Genomic DNA, 16,214 nt, shown 5'->3' with positions numbered 1-16,214 from the left:
AGCAATACCTGGGAATCTCAGTTGGAGCCCAACTGAGCTACTTTTCGGATCTTCACACTTTCTTAACGGGAAGGAGCGGGACGTTTACTGGCGCGGTGGTTGGGGTGAGTGAGGCTGGGAGGGCATGAGCGAATCCAAGGACAGCAGCCGCCGCAGCCCGCACCAAACCTCCACCCTCACGCTGGTTATTGCGGCACTGGGGGTGGTGTTTGGGGACATTGGGACGAGCCCGATCTATACGCTAAAGGAGTGTTTCAGCCCGCACAGTCCACATCATGTGGAGACGACACCGGAGCATGTACTAGGGGTGGTTTCGCTGATCCTCTGGGCGCTGATTTTACTGATCTGCATCAAGTATCTGGTCTTCGTCCTGCGGGCGGACAACAAGGGAGAGGGCGGGGTGCTTTCGCTGATGACGTTGGCGGCGCATAAGCTCGGAGAGAAGTCGAAACGGCGGACGGTGATTGTCATGCTCGGACTGTGCGGGGCGGCATTGCTGTTTGGGGATGGCATCATTACGCCGGCCATTTCGGTACTCAGTGCGGTGGAGGGGCTGAAGGCGGGCGGACTGCTGGGAGCGGGGCCGACGGGCATTGCAGAGGCGGCGCTTTGGGACCAGCAGATGCAGTGGCTGATCATTGGCATCACCTCGGTGATTTTGATTCTTCTGTTCTCAGTGCAGTTCCTGGGGACAGCACGGGTAGGGCGGTTTTTTGGGCCGGTGACGGGGCTGTGGTTTGTGACTCTGGGGGTGCTGGGGGCGCGGCATCTGGTTGCGGGGCCGGAGATCCTGGCGGCATTTAATCCATGGCATGGGCTGAGCTTTTTACTTGAAGGCGGGTCGGCGGCGTTTGTGATATTGGGGTCGGTTTTCCTGGCGGTGACAGGTGGGGAAGCGCTGTATGCGGACATGGGTCACTTTGGCCGCAGTCCGATCCGGCGCGGGTGGTTCATCCTGGTGCTGCCTGCGCTGGCGCTGAACTACCTGGGTCAGGGGGCGCTTCTGCTGAGGCAGCCGGAACTGGCGGAAGCACCGTTCTTCCAAATGGCTCCGGATTGGGCGACGCTGCCGCTGGTGTTGCTGGCCACGGCGGCGACGGTGATCGCATCGCAGGCGCTGATCACGGGGACGTATTCACTGACGCTGAGCGCGGTGCAGCTTGGTTATCTGCCGCGCCTGAGCATCCGGCACACGTCTGAACATGCGCAGGGGCAGATCTACATTCCGCTGGTGAACTGGCTGCTGATGCTGGCCTGCCTGGCACTGGTGTTTACCTTCCAGACATCGTCCAACCTGGCGGCGGCCTATGGTGTGGCGGTGACGATGACGATGCTGATCACGACAGTGCTGTTTTACTTTGTAGCGCGGCATCTGTGGCATTGGCCGATGTGGTCATCCTTGTTGTTATGCGGTCTTTTTGGCGTGATCGAACTGGCGTTCCTGAGTGCTAACCTGCTGAAGTTTTTTGACGGTGGCTGGTTTCCGCTGGCGGTGGGGGCGGTACTGTTCGCGCTGATGACGACCTGGGCCACCGGGCGGCGGCTGGTAAAGGAAAGGCTGGAAGTGAGTGCGCTGAGCCAGGAGACGCTGGTGGAGAGCCTGAAGAGGCGGCCACCGGTCATTGTCCCGGGCACAGCCATCTTCATGGTGAGCACGCAGGGCCGCGCTCCGGTGGCGCTACTGCATAGTTTGAAACATTATGGGGCGCTGCATGAGCGGGTGATTTTTGTGACCATGACGGTGACGGATGAACCCTGGGTGCCTGCCAGCCAGCGGCTGGAGGTGGAGGCGCTGGGCGCAGGCTTCTGGCGGGTGACGGGCAAATTTGGCTTCATGCAGAAGCCGGACGTGCCGCGCCTGCTGCGCCAGTGCACGGCGAAGGGGCTGGAGGTGACGGTGGAAAAGACAACCTTCTTCCTGGGCCGCGAAACCATCGTGCCGAGCGCTCATCCAGGGATGGCCAAGTGGCGCGAGCAGACCTTTGCCCTGGCCAGCCGGCTGGCGCAGCAGCCGACGACGTATTTTCAAATCCCGGTGGACCGGGTGATCGAACTGGGGCAGCAAGTACAGATCTGACGAGGTGCCGCGATGAAACCCAACCCTATGCCGGAACCAGCTGAACGTCGGCCTGTGCCGGCGGCGGTAATAGGCCAGTATAGCTGGGGCGTGATGCTCATCTTTTTGCTGGCCTCTGCTTGCTGGCTGCTGCTGCCCTATACAGGCTATCTTTTTTCGGCACTGGTGTTCCTGACCGCCATCGTGCTGATGGGCGTGCGCTGGAGACGGGGCCCGGTGTTGATGATGACGCTGCTGAGCGCGGCGGTGTGGAATTTCATTTTCATTCCGCCGATCTTTACCCTGCACATCGATGAACCGCAGGATGTGGCGATGTTTATCCTGTTCTTTGCAGCCGCCTTGAGCATGGGCCATCTGACGACGCGGCTGCATGAGCGGGAGGAGGCACTGGAAATGCATCATCGGGAGAAGGAGCAGCTCCTGGCGGAAAAACATCATGCTGAATTGATGGCCGAATCTGAGCGTCTGCATCGCATCCTTCTGGACAGTGTGTCCCATGAACTGAAGACGCCCATCGCCATCATCCGCGCAGCGGTGGATGGGCTGGGCCCGGGGAATCCTTTTGCTGAGGAGATAGACACAGCCTCACGACGGTTGCAGCGTATCATCGAAAACTTCCTGGAGATGAGCCGCATCGAATCCGAAGCGCTGAGGCCGCAGCCGGACTGGTGCGAGGCAGACGATGTGATCCATGCGGCCACGGCACCGCTGCAACGGGAACTGGCTGGCCATGTGCTGAAGGTGACGGTGCCTGCTGATCTGCCCCTGCTGAAGCTGGACAGCCGGCTGCTGGCGCTGGCCCTGGGCAATGTGCTGCACAATGCGACGCTGTATGCTCCGACAGGGACGGAAATCGAGCTGCGTGCGATGGTGGAAAACGATGTTCTGCAATTAAGCGTTCGTGATCACGGCCCCGGTCTGCCAGCGGGCGGCGAGGCGCAGGTGTTTGAAAAGTTTTACCGCGCGCCTCAATCGCCCGCCGGAGGCACCGGGCTGGGCCTGACGATCTCCCGTGGGCTGATGCAGGCGATGAAGGGAGGCATTGAGGCGATGAACCCTTCCGAAGGCGGTGCTGAATTCACCCTGTGGCTGCCTGTTCAATCCCGTCCTACCCTGTCCCTGCCATGAGCACCGCTCTGATCATTGATGACGAAACCCAGATGCGCCGCCTGCTGCGCATGGTGCTGGAATCTCACGACTACAAAGTCTGCGAAGCGGCAGACGGTCCGCTGGGGCTGAACGAGGCCGCGCTGCAACGTCCAGACGTGGTACTGCTGGATCTAGGCCTGCCGGGCATGGCCGGCACGGAAGTGCTGAAAAGGCTGCGCGAATGGAGCGATGTACCCGTGCTGATCCTGAGTGTGCGCGACCAGGAGGCGGTGAAAGTGGAAGCGCTGGAGGCCGGGGCGGATGACTATGTGACTAAACCCTTTGGCACCGGGGAACTGCTGGCACGGCTGAAGGTCATCCAGCGCCGCCGTTTCACCCGCCAGAGCCCGCAGATCATTGCCGGGCCGCTGACGCTGGATCTGCTGCACCATGAGGTGACGCTGAATGATGTGCCGTTGAAGCTGACGCCCACGGAATTCACCCTGCTAAAGGTACTGGCTGAGCATGCCGGGCGTATCCTCACGCAGGGCCAGATCACCCGTCAGGTGTGGGCCGGGCAGTTCACTGATTCCAGTGAGGGACTGCGCGTACATATCAACCACCTGCGCAAGAAACTGGGTGAGGCCGGGCCGCGAATCGTGAATGAACCTGGTATAGGCTACCGGCTTGAGGCGGAGTGAGTGCCCTTTTTGCGTGACTTCAAACATGCAAAATCATTTGGTTATTCGAAAACCTTGAGGCAGCCTTTTGCGGGTCTGTCGAACACCTCATCCAAACTCCACTGACATCATGATCAAAGTCACTGAATTTGCTTTTACCGGATACAGCGTCACAGACATGGACCGGGCGCGCACGTTTTATGAAAAGGTGCTGAACCTGAAGATTGCTTCGACGTTTGGCGAGGATCCGGAAAAGCCGGACTGGGTGGAGTATGAGGTGGGGCCGCATGTGCTGGCCCTATGCGTCGGTGGGGATATGTGGAAGCCTAGCAAGGACGGTGGCGGCGTGGCCCTGGAGGTGGAGGACTTTGAAGCGTCCGTGCAGTGGCTGCGTGAGAACAACGTGAACATCTACTTTGGTCCTTATGAATCCCCTGTGTGCCACATGGTGCTCGTTGCCGATCCCGATGGGAATTCAATCTGCATCCACAAGCGCAAGCCGGGGCATGGGTGATGGGGGACGTGGGGCAAGTCCCGCTTCTTATCATTTCTCCTCCCAGCGGGCGAGGAGCCAGAGGACGTCGGCGAGGCGGTTGAGGAAGCGGAGGGGCTCGGGGTTGGGGAGCTCCTGGGGGGTGGAGGTGAGGTCTACGAGGTGGCGCTCGGCACGGCGGCAGGCGGTGCGGGCAAGGTCGGCATGGGCGGCGCTGAGGACGCCGGCCTCGCCAGGGAGGGCCCAGCCTTTGAACTGGAGGGCACCGCCGGCCTCCAGGGTGGCGACGCATTCATCCAGCCAGGTGGTGTGGTCAGCTGTGAAAGGGGTGTGGGTGGCGGCGTAGCGGGCCTCCATGCCGGGCGGGGTGGCGAGCTCCCCCATGAGGGTGATGAGGAGGGGCTGGACGCGGACGACGATTTCGCGGGTTTCCGGTTTCAACGCGGTGATGCGGAGGGGGCCGAGCGCGGCGTTGAGCTCATCCACGGCACCAAGGGCGTGGACTCGGGGGTGGGATTTGAGGAGGCGCTGGCCGAAGAGGAGGTCGGTCTCCCCCTGGTCGCCGCGGCGGGTGGCTATAGACATGGGGGTGGGATTACGCGCGGGAGGGGGCGGGGTAGGCGGGGATTTTTAGACAGGATTACAGGATTGGCAGGATGTACAGGAGGGGCTTGGAGCATTCTCATCCTTGGTGTTTTGATGGCGACGGATCGTCGGCGCTCCATGGCTCAATCGTCGTCGTCGCGGATCTCGCGGCCGGAGGAGGTTTTGCGTTTGAGGACGGGGGAGATGTTGCGGTGGACCCAGACGCTCTGCATCATGCCGACGAGGAAGAGGGTGACAATCATGAAGGTGCCGCCGTAGCTGATGAAGGGCATGGGCAGGCCGATGACGGGGAGCATGCCGAGGTTCATGCCGGCATTCTGAAAGGTGTGGGCGAAGAACATGGTGACGACGCCGACGACGAGGAGGCGGCCCACCTGGTCGCGGGAATAAAAGGCCATGAAGATGCCCTGGATGAGGAGGAGGGCGATGCCGGAGAGGAGGAGGAGGGCACCCCGGAAGCCGAATTCCTCACAAATGACGCCGAAGATGAAGTCGCTGTGGGCTTCTGTTTGGGGGAAGAACTGGCGGTGGATGCTGGCCTGGTCGGGGACTTTGACGGAGAGGGGGCCTTTGCCTTCAAATCCGGCGGAGGCAACGGCCATCTGCACATAGGTGGGGACCCAGCCGTCGCCACGGGTGTCCACCTTGTCCATCTGGTTGGTGATCATGTACCAGGTGGTGTCAATACGGGCCTGCTGGTAGGGTTTGAGGATGAAGAAGTAGAGGATGGGGATGACGCAGAGGGCGCTGAGGACAAGCGTGATGAGGTAACGGAAGGGGATGCTGCCGACGAGCATCATGGAGAGGAAGACGGGTGCCCAGACGAGGCCTGAGCCCAGGTCTTCCTTGATGACCATGGCGGCGGGGACGCCGGCGACGATACCAGCGACGAGGATGCGAAGCCAGGGGCGGCGGAAGACCGGCCAGATGCGGGGGAGCTCCCCAAAAACAACAGCGAGGGTGACGATGCCGGCCATGATGGCAAACTGGGAGGGCTGGATGGACTGGCCGGCGATGAAGATCCAGGCTTTGTTGCCTTTGACCTCAATGCCGTAAAGCTCCAGATACACGAGGCCGCCTATGCCGGCGAGGTACATGGGGATGCAGGCCCAGCGGATCCATTTGTAATCAATGAGGGAGGCGGCGAGGAGGAAAGGGACACCGAGGCCGACCCAGCGCATCTGGTCCTTCCACTTGGTGTGGAGGCTGAGGACGCCGGAATCATCGCGGAAATAAGAGGCGTTATAAATGGCATACACACCGAAGGCGAGGAGGCCGAACATGGTAAGGATGAGGATCCAGTTGATGCCGAGGAATTTTTTGAAAAGCGGGGTCATGGCGGGGTGGCAGTGCCTGAGAGGGAAGGGGGCGGAAGGCTCAGCCGGGGATGGAGGCGAGGAGCTTGCGGGTGTATTCGTGCTGGGGGCGCTCGCAAAGGTCATCGGCAGGGCCGCTTTCGACGATCTGGCCCCGGTTCATGACGATGATGTCATCACTCATGTGGCGGACGACGGCGAGGTCATGGGCGATGAAGAGGTAGGTGAGCTTGAACTCGTCCTGGAGGTCTTTGAGGAGATTGAGGACGCTGGCCTGGACGCTGACATCGAGGGCGCTGACAGGCTCGTCGCAGATGAGGAATTTGGGCTGGACGGCGAGGGCGCGGGCGATGCCGATGCGCTGGCGCTGGCCGCCGCTGAACTCGTGCGGGTAACGCTGGAGGGAATCCACGGGCAGGCCGACGCGGTGGAGGAGGGCGGCGGAGACGTCCCGGCGCTGCTGGCGGGTCATGTCCTTGAAGTGGATGGTGAGAGGTTCCGCAAGGATGGACTCGATGGTCATCCGGGGATTCAGGGAGCCGATAGGGTCCTGAAAGATCATCTGCATTTCTTTGCGCAGGGGGCGGAAAGCGGGCTCGGGCAGGGAGAAGATCTCCTGGTCGCGGTAGTGGGCGGTGCCGTGGGTGGGCTGGATGAGCTTCAGCAGGGCGCGGGAGACGGTGGACTTGCCGCTGCCGCTTTCGCCGACGAGGCCGAGGGTCTTGCCCTCCTGCACCTGGAAACTGACGCCATCCACGGCCTTCACGACCTCCCGGCGGCCTAACCAGCCGGTGCGGAGGGGGAAGTGGACTTGCAGGTTTTCAACTCGGAGGAGGGCCATATGGCCGGGAGTTTACCACACTGCGGGGAGGTGCCAAACGAAGGCTGAGGAAAGTGCAGGGGGATGGGGCGGGGGACGGGAGTGCCCAGAACTCAATGCTTGGGGCAGAGAGTGGTGGCTGGAAGTGATTCTGAGAGGGAATTAACCGGTCTATGAAAGCAGCTCGGCAATCGCGCGACCGTTTTCCACGATGTGGGTGGGGCGGCCGTTCAGGTCCTCGATAGTGACTTTTTGATAATCGATGCCGAGGTGATGATAGATGGTGGCCAGGAAGTCGCTGGCGCTGCAAGGCCGCTCGATGACATCCTCGCCGCGCTTGTCAGTCGCGCCGATCACCGCGCCGGTCTGGATGCCGCCGCCGGCCCAGATGTTGGAGAAAGCGCGCGGCCAGTGGTCACGACCGGGTTGCAGCGTTCCTGTCGGGCCGCTGGCATTGCCGGCACCGGTGCTGCGGTCGAAGCTGATCTTCGGCGTGCGGCCAAATTCACCGGTGACGACGACGAGCACTTTTTTATCCAGGCCCCGGGCGTAGATGTCCTCGATCAGGGCGGAGACGCACTGGTCATAGGTGGGCATGCGGAAGCGCAGGGCTTCAAACTGATGCTGGTTCACCGCATGGTCATCCCAGTTGTTCACGCGGCCACAGAGAGGGCCGTTTAAATTGCTGGTCACGATCTCCACCCCGGCTTCCACGAGGCGACGTGCGAGCAGGAGCTGCTGGCCCCAGCGATGGCGGCCATAACGGTCACGGGTGGCGGGCTCCTCCTTGCTCAGGTCAAAGGCGTCGCGGGTTTGCGGATTGGTCAGCAGGGTGGCGGCCTGGGCTTCGAATTCATCCAGCGCGCCCAGCTCGCCTTCCTTGTCAAAGACACGCTCCATGCGGTCCAGACTGCGGCGCAGGGCAATACGGTCGCTCAGGCGGCGGACTTCGGCTTCGTTTTCCAGGCCGATGTTGGGTACCTGGAAGTTAGGACGGTTCGGGTCGTCACTGACGGCAAAAGGGGCAAACGCATCTCCCAGATACGCCGGGCTGGAGTACTCCGGGGAGACCGCCGGCACACCGATGTAATTTGGCAGGGGATTGGAACGCCCGCCTTCTTTGGCGCGCAGGTAATGCGCCACGGACATCCAGTCCGGCAGGCGGGGTTTCGGTTTGTCGCGGGTGTCTTTGTCGCCGGAAAACATCTGCATGGTGCCGGCCGGGTGGCCGCCGGCGGTCTGGTGCATGGAGCGCAGGACGGTGAACTTATCGGCGATGCGGGCGCTCAGCGGCAGCAGCTCGGTGAAACGTGTGCCGGGCACCTTGGTGCTAATGGTCTTGAACGGCCCGCGATACTCGCTGCTCGCGTCGGGCTTTGGATCGTAAGTGTCAATGTGAGACAGGCCCCCCGGCAGCCACACCATGATGATGGACTTGCGCTCAGACTTTGGCTTCGCGGCATTTTCCGCACGCAGTTTCATCAATCCGGGCCAGCTCAGCGCGGCCATGCCTGTCAGGCCGAACTGCATGAAGCCGCGGCGTGACATGGGACCTGCGCATCGCATGATCGAAGGTGGCGGGATGATGGAAGACATGGGAAAGAGTACGGGTTGAAAAGAAAAGGTTTATCGGGTTCCGGGCGGAGACGGCTTTTCGCCAAAGGCGGCCAATTCCTTGCCCGCCGCATCCCACAGGCGAAGCTGGCTGTCCTCGCCGCCGCCAATGATGACACTGCCATTGGGAGAGCTGGCCACGGACTGCATAAAGTCTGGCAGATTGGCCATGGAGCGCACTTCGGCGCCTTCATCCGTGACGATGCGGATGCGGTTGTCACCTGCGCTGGTGACGATCTGATTCGTGGCGCCGATGAACTCCAAGGAAGTGACCTCATTTGACCAGCCTTCGATTTTCTTTTTCCGCTCGCCCATGAGCATGTTCCAGGTCACCACGCTACCCTCCGCTCCCGCAGTCGCCAGCACGCGGCCATCGCTGCGGAAGGCGATGCCCGTGACATAGTGGGTATGGCCTTCCAAAAGATTAACCTGCTTGCCTGAGGTGACTTCCATGACGCGGGCGATCTTGTCCGCCGCACCCGAGGCCAGGAGCTTGCCGTCCGGGGAGAAATCCAGGCACAGCACGCTGTCACTGTGTACTTCATTCCAGGTCTTCGTGGCTTTGCCTGTGGCCACATCCAGCAGGATGATGTCGCCCGAGCGGGAGGGCTGGCCGCCGCCGGTGGCGAGCGTCTTGCCATCCGGGCTGAAAGTCACGGCATTCAGGCGGTCAGCGAAGAGGCCTTTGGGAGCGATCTTTTTCTCCAAGGTCCAGCGCGGAGGGCTGCCGACTCTCAGGGTGGAAGCTGTTGTTGCGACAAAGCTGCCATCGGCGGTGGCCGCGAGCGTGGTCGTTGTGCTGGCAGGGTTGCGGCTCTCTTCAATCGGGGTGCCGCTGGCAGTCGCCCAGACACGCATGGCCCCGTCTTCAAACAAAGAGGCCACGCGATGCCCATCGGCGGAAAAGCCGACCGCAACAGGCTTTGAGGCAACTTTTGTCATCGCCAGTTTTAAAGTGGTCACGTCAGCCGTGGCCTTGTCCTGAGTGGCTTTGGCGGCGGCTATCGCTGCATTCGCTGAGGCCACGCTTTTGGCGTTATCAGCTTTGGAAGCTGTGATGCGCTTCACATCATCTTCGGCATCCTTGATGTTATTCTCCGCCGCCGAGACCGCTGCCAGGGCGGACATCTCAGCCGTGGTGGCCGTGATGAGTTTGTCCTGTTCAGCCTTCAGTTCTTTCTCCAGCGCCGCGTCTTTGGCCTTGGCAAATTGAGCGCTCAGTTCATCCACCTTTTTCTGGGCAGCGATCTTGGCCTCTGTGGTTGGCGGGACCGCTTTCTTCTTTTCCGGCAGGACTTTGCCCATGGTCACGATGGCCTCTTTGGCTTTCCCCAGCAGCACATCCAGCGCTTTGTCTTGCGCGGCATAGCGGGTGAGTTCGCTTTTATAAAAGGTCTGCTCCAGGGTCTGGGCGGCGATGATGCGATCCAGCTCCGCTGTCTTCTTGACTGATTCTATCGTGCCTCGCAGTTCCATCAGGGGCTTGGCCGTGGCAGCGTCCCACACCCGCACGGTGCCATCTGCACAGCCGGTGACCACTTGCTTGCCATCCGCAGAGAGGGCGCTGGTCAAAACGGATACCTTGCCTGTGGTGGTGATTTTTTTGAGAACTGCATCGCCCGCAGGAGTTGACGTGAAAGCGGCTTCGCCCGACGAAGATACAGAAGGCGTCAGATCCAGTTTCCAGATTTTGACCTCTTGAAAACTGCCGCTGGCCAGCCGTGTGCCGTCCGGGCTGAAGGCCAATGACTGCACCAATGCACGATGCGCCGCGCCGTCCTTTTCCGCCGGGTCGCTCACCTGTCCTGCAAGCTGGCGCGTGGCCAGGTCATAAAGATAGATTTTGTTAGACCGCCCGCAGGCTGCATAGCGGCCATCCTGGGTCACGGCCACGCTGTAGATCGGGTCCACCGTGGTGGAGAAGTTTTTCAGTATCACCGCACGCACCTGCTGGACGGAGCTTTTGGCACCTTCATCCACCCACTGCTTCAGGATCGCGATCTCTTCCGGGCTCAGATTTTCCGCGCCAGACTTGTTGTTAACCGGCGGCATCTCCATCTCCTTCTTATGCGTGGAAGCCAGCACGATGAGGCTCTCTTCACTCTTGCCCGGAATGAGGGACGGCCCGGAGTCGCCGCCTTTGATCATGAGCTCCGGCGTCTCCATGTTGAGGCCCGCTTTTGCGGTCGTCTTGTTGTGGCAGGAGATGCAGTTCGTCTTCAGAAAGGGATACACATCCTGGTAGAATTCGAGGTCAGCCGACTGGACGGCACTCGTGCTGCAAAGGAGGGCAATGAGGGCGCTAGGTTTCATCACTTGCCAGCGGTGGTGGGGGTTCCCGGTTTCACACTCACGTGGATCGGTTGGGAGATGATGATCTCCACCGTATCCGCCGGATTCGCGGATTTGGAAACGGAGGTCATCTTGCGGGTGGCGGCGGTCATTGCGGCTTCCGCCTGCTTTTGTTTTTCAGCGGCCTTTTTCGCGGCTTCCACATCCGTCGCAGCCAGGGCTTTGGCTTCCGCCGCGGCTGCAGCCAGTGCATCGGCGGCCTTCTTCTGCTCAGCCTCGGCCAGGGGCACCGCACCGGGATTGTAGCGGTATTTGCAGATGCCCAGGCTCTGCAAAACGAAGGTGTATTCCCCAGGGGCAATCTTCATCGCCGCCAGGTCCAGCTTGAGATCATGCGTCGCCGCTTTGATGGGGATCTCGACATCCTTCAAAGCACTGAAACCCTCTCCATAGGCTTTTATTTTGATGGAGGTGCCGTTGAAATCATTCCGCCAGGTCAGCTTCAGGGGAACCGTCAGCACCTCGCCCACCTTGGCTTCAAACACCTTTTGCTCGGCCGTGGCGATGGTCACGGGTGCCTGTTCAGAATCGGTGACGGACACCGGCAGATCGCACATCAGACGTGGGGCCGGGATCTCCGCCTTGGCATTGATCACAGGCCATTCCATGCTGGCCACACGGACCGGCCTTGTGACTTCCTTGCCGTCAATCACCGCCTTGCCCATGAGCCTGGCCAGGGAGAATCCGCGAGGTGCATCCTCGTCCGCGTAGATGATGAGATGTCCATAGGTTTTACCCTTGGCGATCTTGAGGCCTGCGGCTTTCACCCCTTGGGGAAGGTCCTCCATGTGGATGTCAATGTCGCCATCGAAACCGTCGCGACGCTGCACGACGACTTCAAAGGCGCGCGCATCCCCCTGCCGCAAAGCCGCAGGCTTGGACAAGGCCGCGCGGTCACCGTTGCGGAGCGTCATGTGAACTGCCCAGGCCGCAAGGGAAAAATCCGGCGCAGCCTGGCGCACGATCAGCCGGTAAACATTCTGCGGATCATTGCGCGTGCCGCCAAAGAGGTCCCGCACTTGCAGACGGTAGGTGCCGTCCTCCTTGACCTCAAATTTGCCCAGCACATCCGGCGAGCCGGCATCATAGGGAGGGCCGTCGTAGGAGTAACCATTGCTGGTGACTTTCATCGGCGGTGGCATGTCATAAAACTCCGCCACATCACTGAGCTTGCCGTCCTTCACCTGCTGCACAAGCACGAAAGGATCTGTGTTTAAACCGAGGCGCTCACTGCCCACTTCCACCCACCAGGTCTCGCCTTTTTTGGCGGTGAACTCAAAGGTGTCCACATCCGCCGCCGGGAAGAAGTAGCCGGAGATATCACAGGGCAGAGTGATCTTCTGCGCATCCTTGTTGTTAGGCTCGGCTTCAGCCGTGGCCGCCGTGGAAGCCAGCCCCACCGGAGGCCAGGACATCGCACTCACCATTTGTGTCTGGGGATGTGGCTGGGCAGGTCCCTTTTGCAAGGCCAGGCGGTAAAAGTGGCGTTCGCCGCCCTGGTAGGTGAGATCGTTCACCTTGATGATGTAAGTTCCGTCTTCTGTCGGCGTGAAGTCAATCATCCCGCCCGTCCGGTTCACCTTGAGATCGGCCCCTTTTGCATCGGCGATGACCAGCACGGGCGTCAATTGCGAGTCAATGCCCGTCGCCGCGCACTCCACGGCCACCGGCTGGCCCTTCACCCCCTGAAAGGAATAATAATCTACCGCCCGCTTCGTCATCGTTGCGTTGCAGATGGAGCCCAGGCTCATCGGCATCGCCGTTTCTAACGTGTTGTTAGGCTTGCTGCGGACCGTCTCCGTCAGCTTGCTCACGGAGAAAGCCCGTGACGAAGAAATGCCCAGGCGGGACATCACCCGCACATCATAAACATCCACCTGCGCGTCCTCGGCGATCTTCACCACAAAGGTGTCCGGCTTACCTGCTGCGGGACTGGCGGTGATCTTGGGGCTGGAAAACAGCAAGGCGGAAACGTCCTCGAGGTTCTGGCCGGTAATTTTGACCTCCACCTCCTGCCCCGCCTGTCCCCCCATGGGCATGACCGTCAGCAGGCGCGGCAAAGGCAGGGTCACCTGTTGCGCGAAACTGACCGTGGAGAACAAAACTCCGGCAGCGAGTGCGAGTGAAAACTTTGAGTGCATCATCTTAATGGTTAAATAGAAATTCCTTGGTGTTCATCAGCGCCCACAGCAGGTCTTCATAACCGTTGCGGCTGGCTGTTTGTGAATCCAGCACCTTGCCCTCCGCATCGGTGCGCGGCCTGGCCAGATAGGCCCCCGCGATCTTCAGCTCCTCCGCAGACGGCTCACGGGAAAAGGCCGCCAGGTAAATCTCGCGGATGCGTTTTGGCTCCGAGGTTTCCGCTTTGGAAAGCAGCACGGCCCGGCCTGTTTTGGCCGTCAGCTTCTCCTTGATATCCGGGGCGTTCATCAAGTGCAAGCTCTGGGCGAGGCTGGCCGACTGCACACGTTCACACTCACATACGCTGGTGTTGTCCGGACGGCCAAACACCTTTAAAAACGGTGACGCCTTGGTGTAGCTGTTGTCCGGCAGCGAGATGGCCCGCGTGCCCGGCGGCAGATCCGCGAAGTCCGTCTTGGTCCCTGCCACCGCGTCAATGCTGTCCAGCAGCACCTCCGCCGTCATGCGTTTCGGGTAGTAGTGGGAGTAGGCCTGCTGGTCCACCACGTTGTGCTCATTGGGCATCGCGCTGAGCTGATAGGCATAACTTTGAGTGATGACACGGACCAGCGACTTCAAATCAAACTCGCTTTCCAAAAAGTGCTTCGCCAATGCATCGAGCAATTCTGGATTCGTCGGCGGATTGGTATCCCGCAGATCATCCTCCGGCTCGATCAGACCGCGCTTGAAAAAGTGTTTCCAATATCGGTTCACCAGCGCCTTGGCAAAGAAAGGGTTCTCCTTCTTCGCCATCCAGTCCACCAGCGCCAGGCGGGGATCATCATCCGGCGCGATGTCCATCGGCGCATCTCCCAGGCCTGCAGGCTTTAGCATCTCCCCCGTTTTGCGGTGCTCCGTCTGGGCGACGCCGCGCTTGTGGAAGATGAGGTCTTCCCCCGCCACCGTGGTGGGCTTGCGCCCGATCTGGCTGAAGAATGCCGCCAGGTGAAAATACTCGCCCTGCGTCCAGCGCTCAAACGGATGATGATGGCACTGCGCACAGTTCATGCGCACGCCCAGGAAAAGCTGCGCCACATCCTCCACCTGGGTGGTCGCCTCCTTCACCCGCTTGTACCAGGCCACTGGCGGATTGGATACAATCGTGCCTGTGGAAGCGAGGATCTGCCGCACGATTTGATCATAGGGCGTGTTCGCCAGCAGGTTGTCGCGCATCCAGGCATGGAAGGCAAAATTTGCCGTGATGTCCGAGGCCGCAGCCCGCTGGTTCTTCAGTAGCGCCGTCCATTTGTTGGCAAAATAATCCGCATAGTCCGGTGAGTTCAGCAGGGCCTCAATGGCGCGGTCGCGCTTATCCGGTGACCGGTCAGCCAGGAAGGCTTCCGTCTCCTCCAGCGTGGGCAGACGCCCGCCAATATCCAGCGACACCCGGCGCAGAAAGGTACTGTCATCACAGATGGACGACGGCGGAATGCCGATCTGTTTCAGGTTCGCAAAGACATGCTGGTCAATGAAGTTTTTCTCAGGCGGCAGTTGCTCCACCGGAGCCCCTAGCGGGATGGACACGCTGCATACGCTCACCTTCCCGCCATAGCGCACCATCACCGCCACATTGCCCGGCAGATTCAGCGTGTTCACCAGGCCGTTTTCATTGGCCGTGGCCATCGCTGTGTCATTGGCTTCAAAGAGAGCCAGTTCCGTCACGTCCCGGCTGCTGCCATCGGTGTATCGCGCCATGACTTTCAGCTGCTGGGCCGCTTCGTTTTTCAAAGTGATGCGTGCAGGCTCCACCTGGATGTCCTTCAGCTCCGGCTCATCGGGCAATTCATAGCGCATGCCCTCGGCCACCCAGCGCACCAGAGTGTGGTACATTTCCGAGCCAGGCTCCAGCCGCTTGCCGCCTGTGTGGGGTACGATGGCCGCCGCTTTGGTGATCAGCAGGCTCTCCTCCGGTGCCGGTGGGAAGACACGCCGGCCTTTGCTCTGCTTCACAATCGCCTCATAATCCTCCGCCGGTTCGAAACCCAGCACGCTCAGGCGGAAGCCACGCTGGCCGGTGATAGCCCGTGCATGGCAGGCTCCCGCATTGCAGCCCGCCTTCGTCAAAATGGGCTGGACGTCCCGGACAAAACTCAAAGGCTCCGCTGCAAATCCAGCGGAGGCCAAGCAGCAAAAGAGAAAGGTTTCCCGTATCATTTCAGTGTGAAAGCATACGGCCCCCTTTCGAGGATCTAGCAGCGAATCTGGGAGGGGTTAGGGTCAGTGTTCAGTGTTCAGTGCGCAGTGCGCAGTGGAGGTGGGTGGGTTTTGGATAAGGGGGCGAGGGGGGCATCGCATCACTCGGAGAGTGATGGGTACTGTACTAAGCCAGGCCGACGTGTTTGAGGGCTTCGAGGGGTGGGCCGTCGAAGGTGGCGGAGGTGACGTTGCCACGGTAGCCGATGTCCTTCATCCCTTCGGGAGTGGTGTAATAGCCACCGGCGGTGAGATCGCGGTAGCGCTTGAAGAAGGCGGCGGGTTTTTTGTGCTCAGGCTTGGGTTTGGCGGCGGCGATGTCATCACAGATGGCAGTCTGCTGCGCGGGCTGGAGGTCGGGGAAGGGGAGCTGGAAACGGCGCTGGGATTCGGCATGAATCCAATCGAGGCCTTCGATGATGAGGGGGCGGTCGGGGGCCTGCTCGGGGTAGGGAGAGCTGACCCATTCATCAATGAAGGCGGGGACGCCGACGGCGGAGGCTGCGGGAGAGGTTTCATCCGCAGGGAGGATGACATCGCAGAGGGCGGTGGCGGTGCGGCGCTGGGCGTCGGTAAAGGTGAGGGGCCAGACGTCGCCGGGATTGTAGATTTTGACGATGTCGGGATCGGGGCCGTAGCCTTTGGCCGTGATGGGGGGAATTGGGCTTTTGGCGGCAGACTGGGCTTGGGCGGAGGCCGTGCCAGGGATGCTGAGGCCGGCGGTGGCGGTGAGCATCCACTGGATGGCGGCGCGGCGGTCCAGGGGGGCGGAAAGGGGGACGTGAGGGGGCAT

General features: G+C 60.9%; 12 protein-coding genes. 4 read left to right on the top strand and 8 right to left on the bottom strand.

The annotated features are described in order from the left end of the window. The first annotated feature begins 124 nt into the window (after nucleotides 1-124). From WJU23_RS00725 to WJU23_RS00710, 4 genes are all read left to right on the top strand, one after another. Nucleotides 125-2,077 (top strand): potassium transporter Kup, encoded by a 1,953-nt coding sequence (locus WJU23_RS00725; RefSeq protein ID WP_346330604.1) that lies wholly within the window; start codon nucleotides 125-127, stop codon nucleotides 2,075-2,077. A 27-nt stretch (nucleotides 2,078-2,104) separates the two neighbouring features. After that, nucleotides 2,105-3,205 (top strand): DUF4118 domain-containing protein, encoded by a 1,101-nt coding sequence (locus tag WJU23_RS00720; protein WP_346330603.1) that lies wholly within the window; start codon nucleotides 2,105-2,107, stop codon nucleotides 3,203-3,205. Next, a complete protein-coding gene (locus WJU23_RS00715; protein ID WP_346330602.1) occupies nucleotides 3,202-3,867 on the top strand; it encodes a response regulator transcription factor in 666 nt (221 codons plus the stop codon). Before WJU23_RS00720 ends, WJU23_RS00715 begins: the two co-directional genes overlap by 4 nt. Nucleotides 3,868-3,976: 109 nt before the next feature. Then, nucleotides 3,977-4,360 carry a VOC family protein gene (locus tag WJU23_RS00710; protein WP_346330601.1) on the top strand — a complete coding sequence of 128 codons (384 nt, stop codon included), beginning with the start codon at nucleotides 3,977-3,979 and terminating at the stop codon, nucleotides 4,358-4,360. A 30-nt stretch (nucleotides 4,361-4,390) separates the two neighbouring features. On the opposite strand, the gene WJU23_RS00705 is transcribed toward WJU23_RS00710, so the two are convergent. From WJU23_RS00705 to WJU23_RS00670, 8 genes are all read right to left on the bottom strand, one after another. Continuing rightward, a complete protein-coding gene (locus WJU23_RS00705) occupies nucleotides 4,391-4,924 on the bottom strand; it encodes a cob(I)yrinic acid a,c-diamide adenosyltransferase (RefSeq protein WP_346330600.1) in 534 nt (177 codons plus the stop codon). A 143-nt stretch (nucleotides 4,925-5,067) separates the two neighbouring features. Continuing rightward, nucleotides 5,068-6,282 carry an FtsW/RodA/SpoVE family cell cycle protein gene (locus tag WJU23_RS00700; protein ID WP_346330599.1) on the bottom strand — a complete coding sequence of 405 codons (1,215 nt, stop codon included), beginning with the start codon at nucleotides 6,280-6,282 and terminating at the stop codon, nucleotides 5,068-5,070. 40 nt (nucleotides 6,283-6,322) lie between these two features. Further along, entirely contained in the window at nucleotides 6,323-7,102 is a 780-nt protein-coding gene (locus WJU23_RS00695) for an ATP-binding cassette domain-containing protein (protein ID WP_346330598.1), read from the bottom strand. A 150-nt stretch (nucleotides 7,103-7,252) separates the two neighbouring features. After that, nucleotides 7,253-8,677, bottom strand: coding sequence for a DUF1501 domain-containing protein (locus WJU23_RS00690; RefSeq protein WP_346330597.1), 1,425 nt, complete (start codon nucleotides 8,675-8,677; stop codon nucleotides 7,253-7,255). Between the two features lie 30 nt (nucleotides 8,678-8,707). Next, on the bottom strand, nucleotides 8,708-11,008 hold the full coding sequence (locus WJU23_RS00685; protein ID WP_346330596.1) for a c-type cytochrome domain-containing protein: 2,301 nt from the start codon (nucleotides 11,006-11,008) through the stop codon (nucleotides 8,708-8,710). Further along, entirely contained in the window at nucleotides 11,008-13,191 is a 2,184-nt protein-coding gene (locus tag WJU23_RS00680) for a PPC domain-containing protein (RefSeq protein ID WP_346330595.1), read from the bottom strand. Before WJU23_RS00680 ends, WJU23_RS00685 begins: the two co-directional genes overlap by 1 nt. A gap of 1 nt (nucleotide 13,192) precedes the next feature. Further along, nucleotides 13,193-15,352, bottom strand: a complete 2,160-nt coding sequence (locus WJU23_RS00675; RefSeq protein WP_346330594.1) for a DUF1549 and DUF1553 domain-containing protein — start codon at nucleotides 15,350-15,352, stop codon at nucleotides 13,193-13,195. Nucleotides 15,353-15,548: 196 nt separating this feature from the next. Beyond that, nucleotides 15,549-16,214: a gluconate 2-dehydrogenase subunit 3 family protein gene (locus WJU23_RS00670; protein ID WP_346330593.1), complete on the bottom strand. Its 666-nt coding sequence runs from the start codon at nucleotides 16,212-16,214 to the stop codon at nucleotides 15,549-15,551.

It is taken from the genome of Prosthecobacter sp. SYSU 5D2 (assembly GCF_039655865.1).
Lineage (GTDB): Bacteria > Verrucomicrobiota > Verrucomicrobiia > Verrucomicrobiales > Verrucomicrobiaceae > Prosthecobacter.
The sequence above is the reverse complement of the archived record's forward strand: the minus strand, read 5'-3'. Positions and strand labels throughout refer to the sequence as shown.

Excerpts from the sequence above, each read along its gene's own strand:
- WJU23_RS00725 (WP_346330604.1), top strand. The coding sequence starts at position 125 with ATGAGCGAATCCAAGGACAGCAGCCGCCGCAGCCCGCACCAAACCTCC.
- WJU23_RS00720 (WP_346330603.1), top strand. The coding sequence starts at position 2,105 with ATGCCGGAACCAGCTGAACGTCGGCCTGTGCCGGCGGCGGTAATAGGC.
- WJU23_RS00715 (WP_346330602.1), top strand. The coding sequence starts at position 3,202 with ATGAGCACCGCTCTGATCATTGATGACGAAACCCAGATGCGCCGCCTG.
- WJU23_RS00710 (WP_346330601.1), top strand. The coding sequence starts at position 3,977 with ATGATCAAAGTCACTGAATTTGCTTTTACCGGATACAGCGTCACAGAC.
- WJU23_RS00705 (WP_346330600.1), bottom strand. The coding sequence starts at position 4,924 with ATGTCTATAGCCACCCGCCGCGGCGACCAGGGGGAGACCGACCTCCTC.
- WJU23_RS00700 (WP_346330599.1), bottom strand. The coding sequence starts at position 6,282 with ATGACCCCGCTTTTCAAAAAATTCCTCGGCATCAACTGGATCCTCATC.
- WJU23_RS00695 (WP_346330598.1), bottom strand. The coding sequence starts at position 7,102 with ATGGCCCTCCTCCGAGTTGAAAACCTGCAAGTCCACTTCCCCCTCCGC.
- WJU23_RS00690 (WP_346330597.1), bottom strand. The coding sequence starts at position 8,677 with ATGTCTTCCATCATCCCGCCACCTTCGATCATGCGATGCGCAGGTCCC.
- WJU23_RS00685 (WP_346330596.1), bottom strand. The coding sequence starts at position 11,008 with ATGAAACCTAGCGCCCTCATTGCCCTCCTTTGCAGCACGAGTGCCGTC.
- WJU23_RS00680 (WP_346330595.1), bottom strand. The coding sequence starts at position 13,191 with ATGATGCACTCAAAGTTTTCACTCGCACTCGCTGCCGGAGTTTTGTTC.
- WJU23_RS00670 (WP_346330593.1), bottom strand. The coding sequence starts at position 16,214 with ATGCCCCCTCACGTCCCCCTTTCCGCCCCCCTGGACCGCCGCGCCGCC.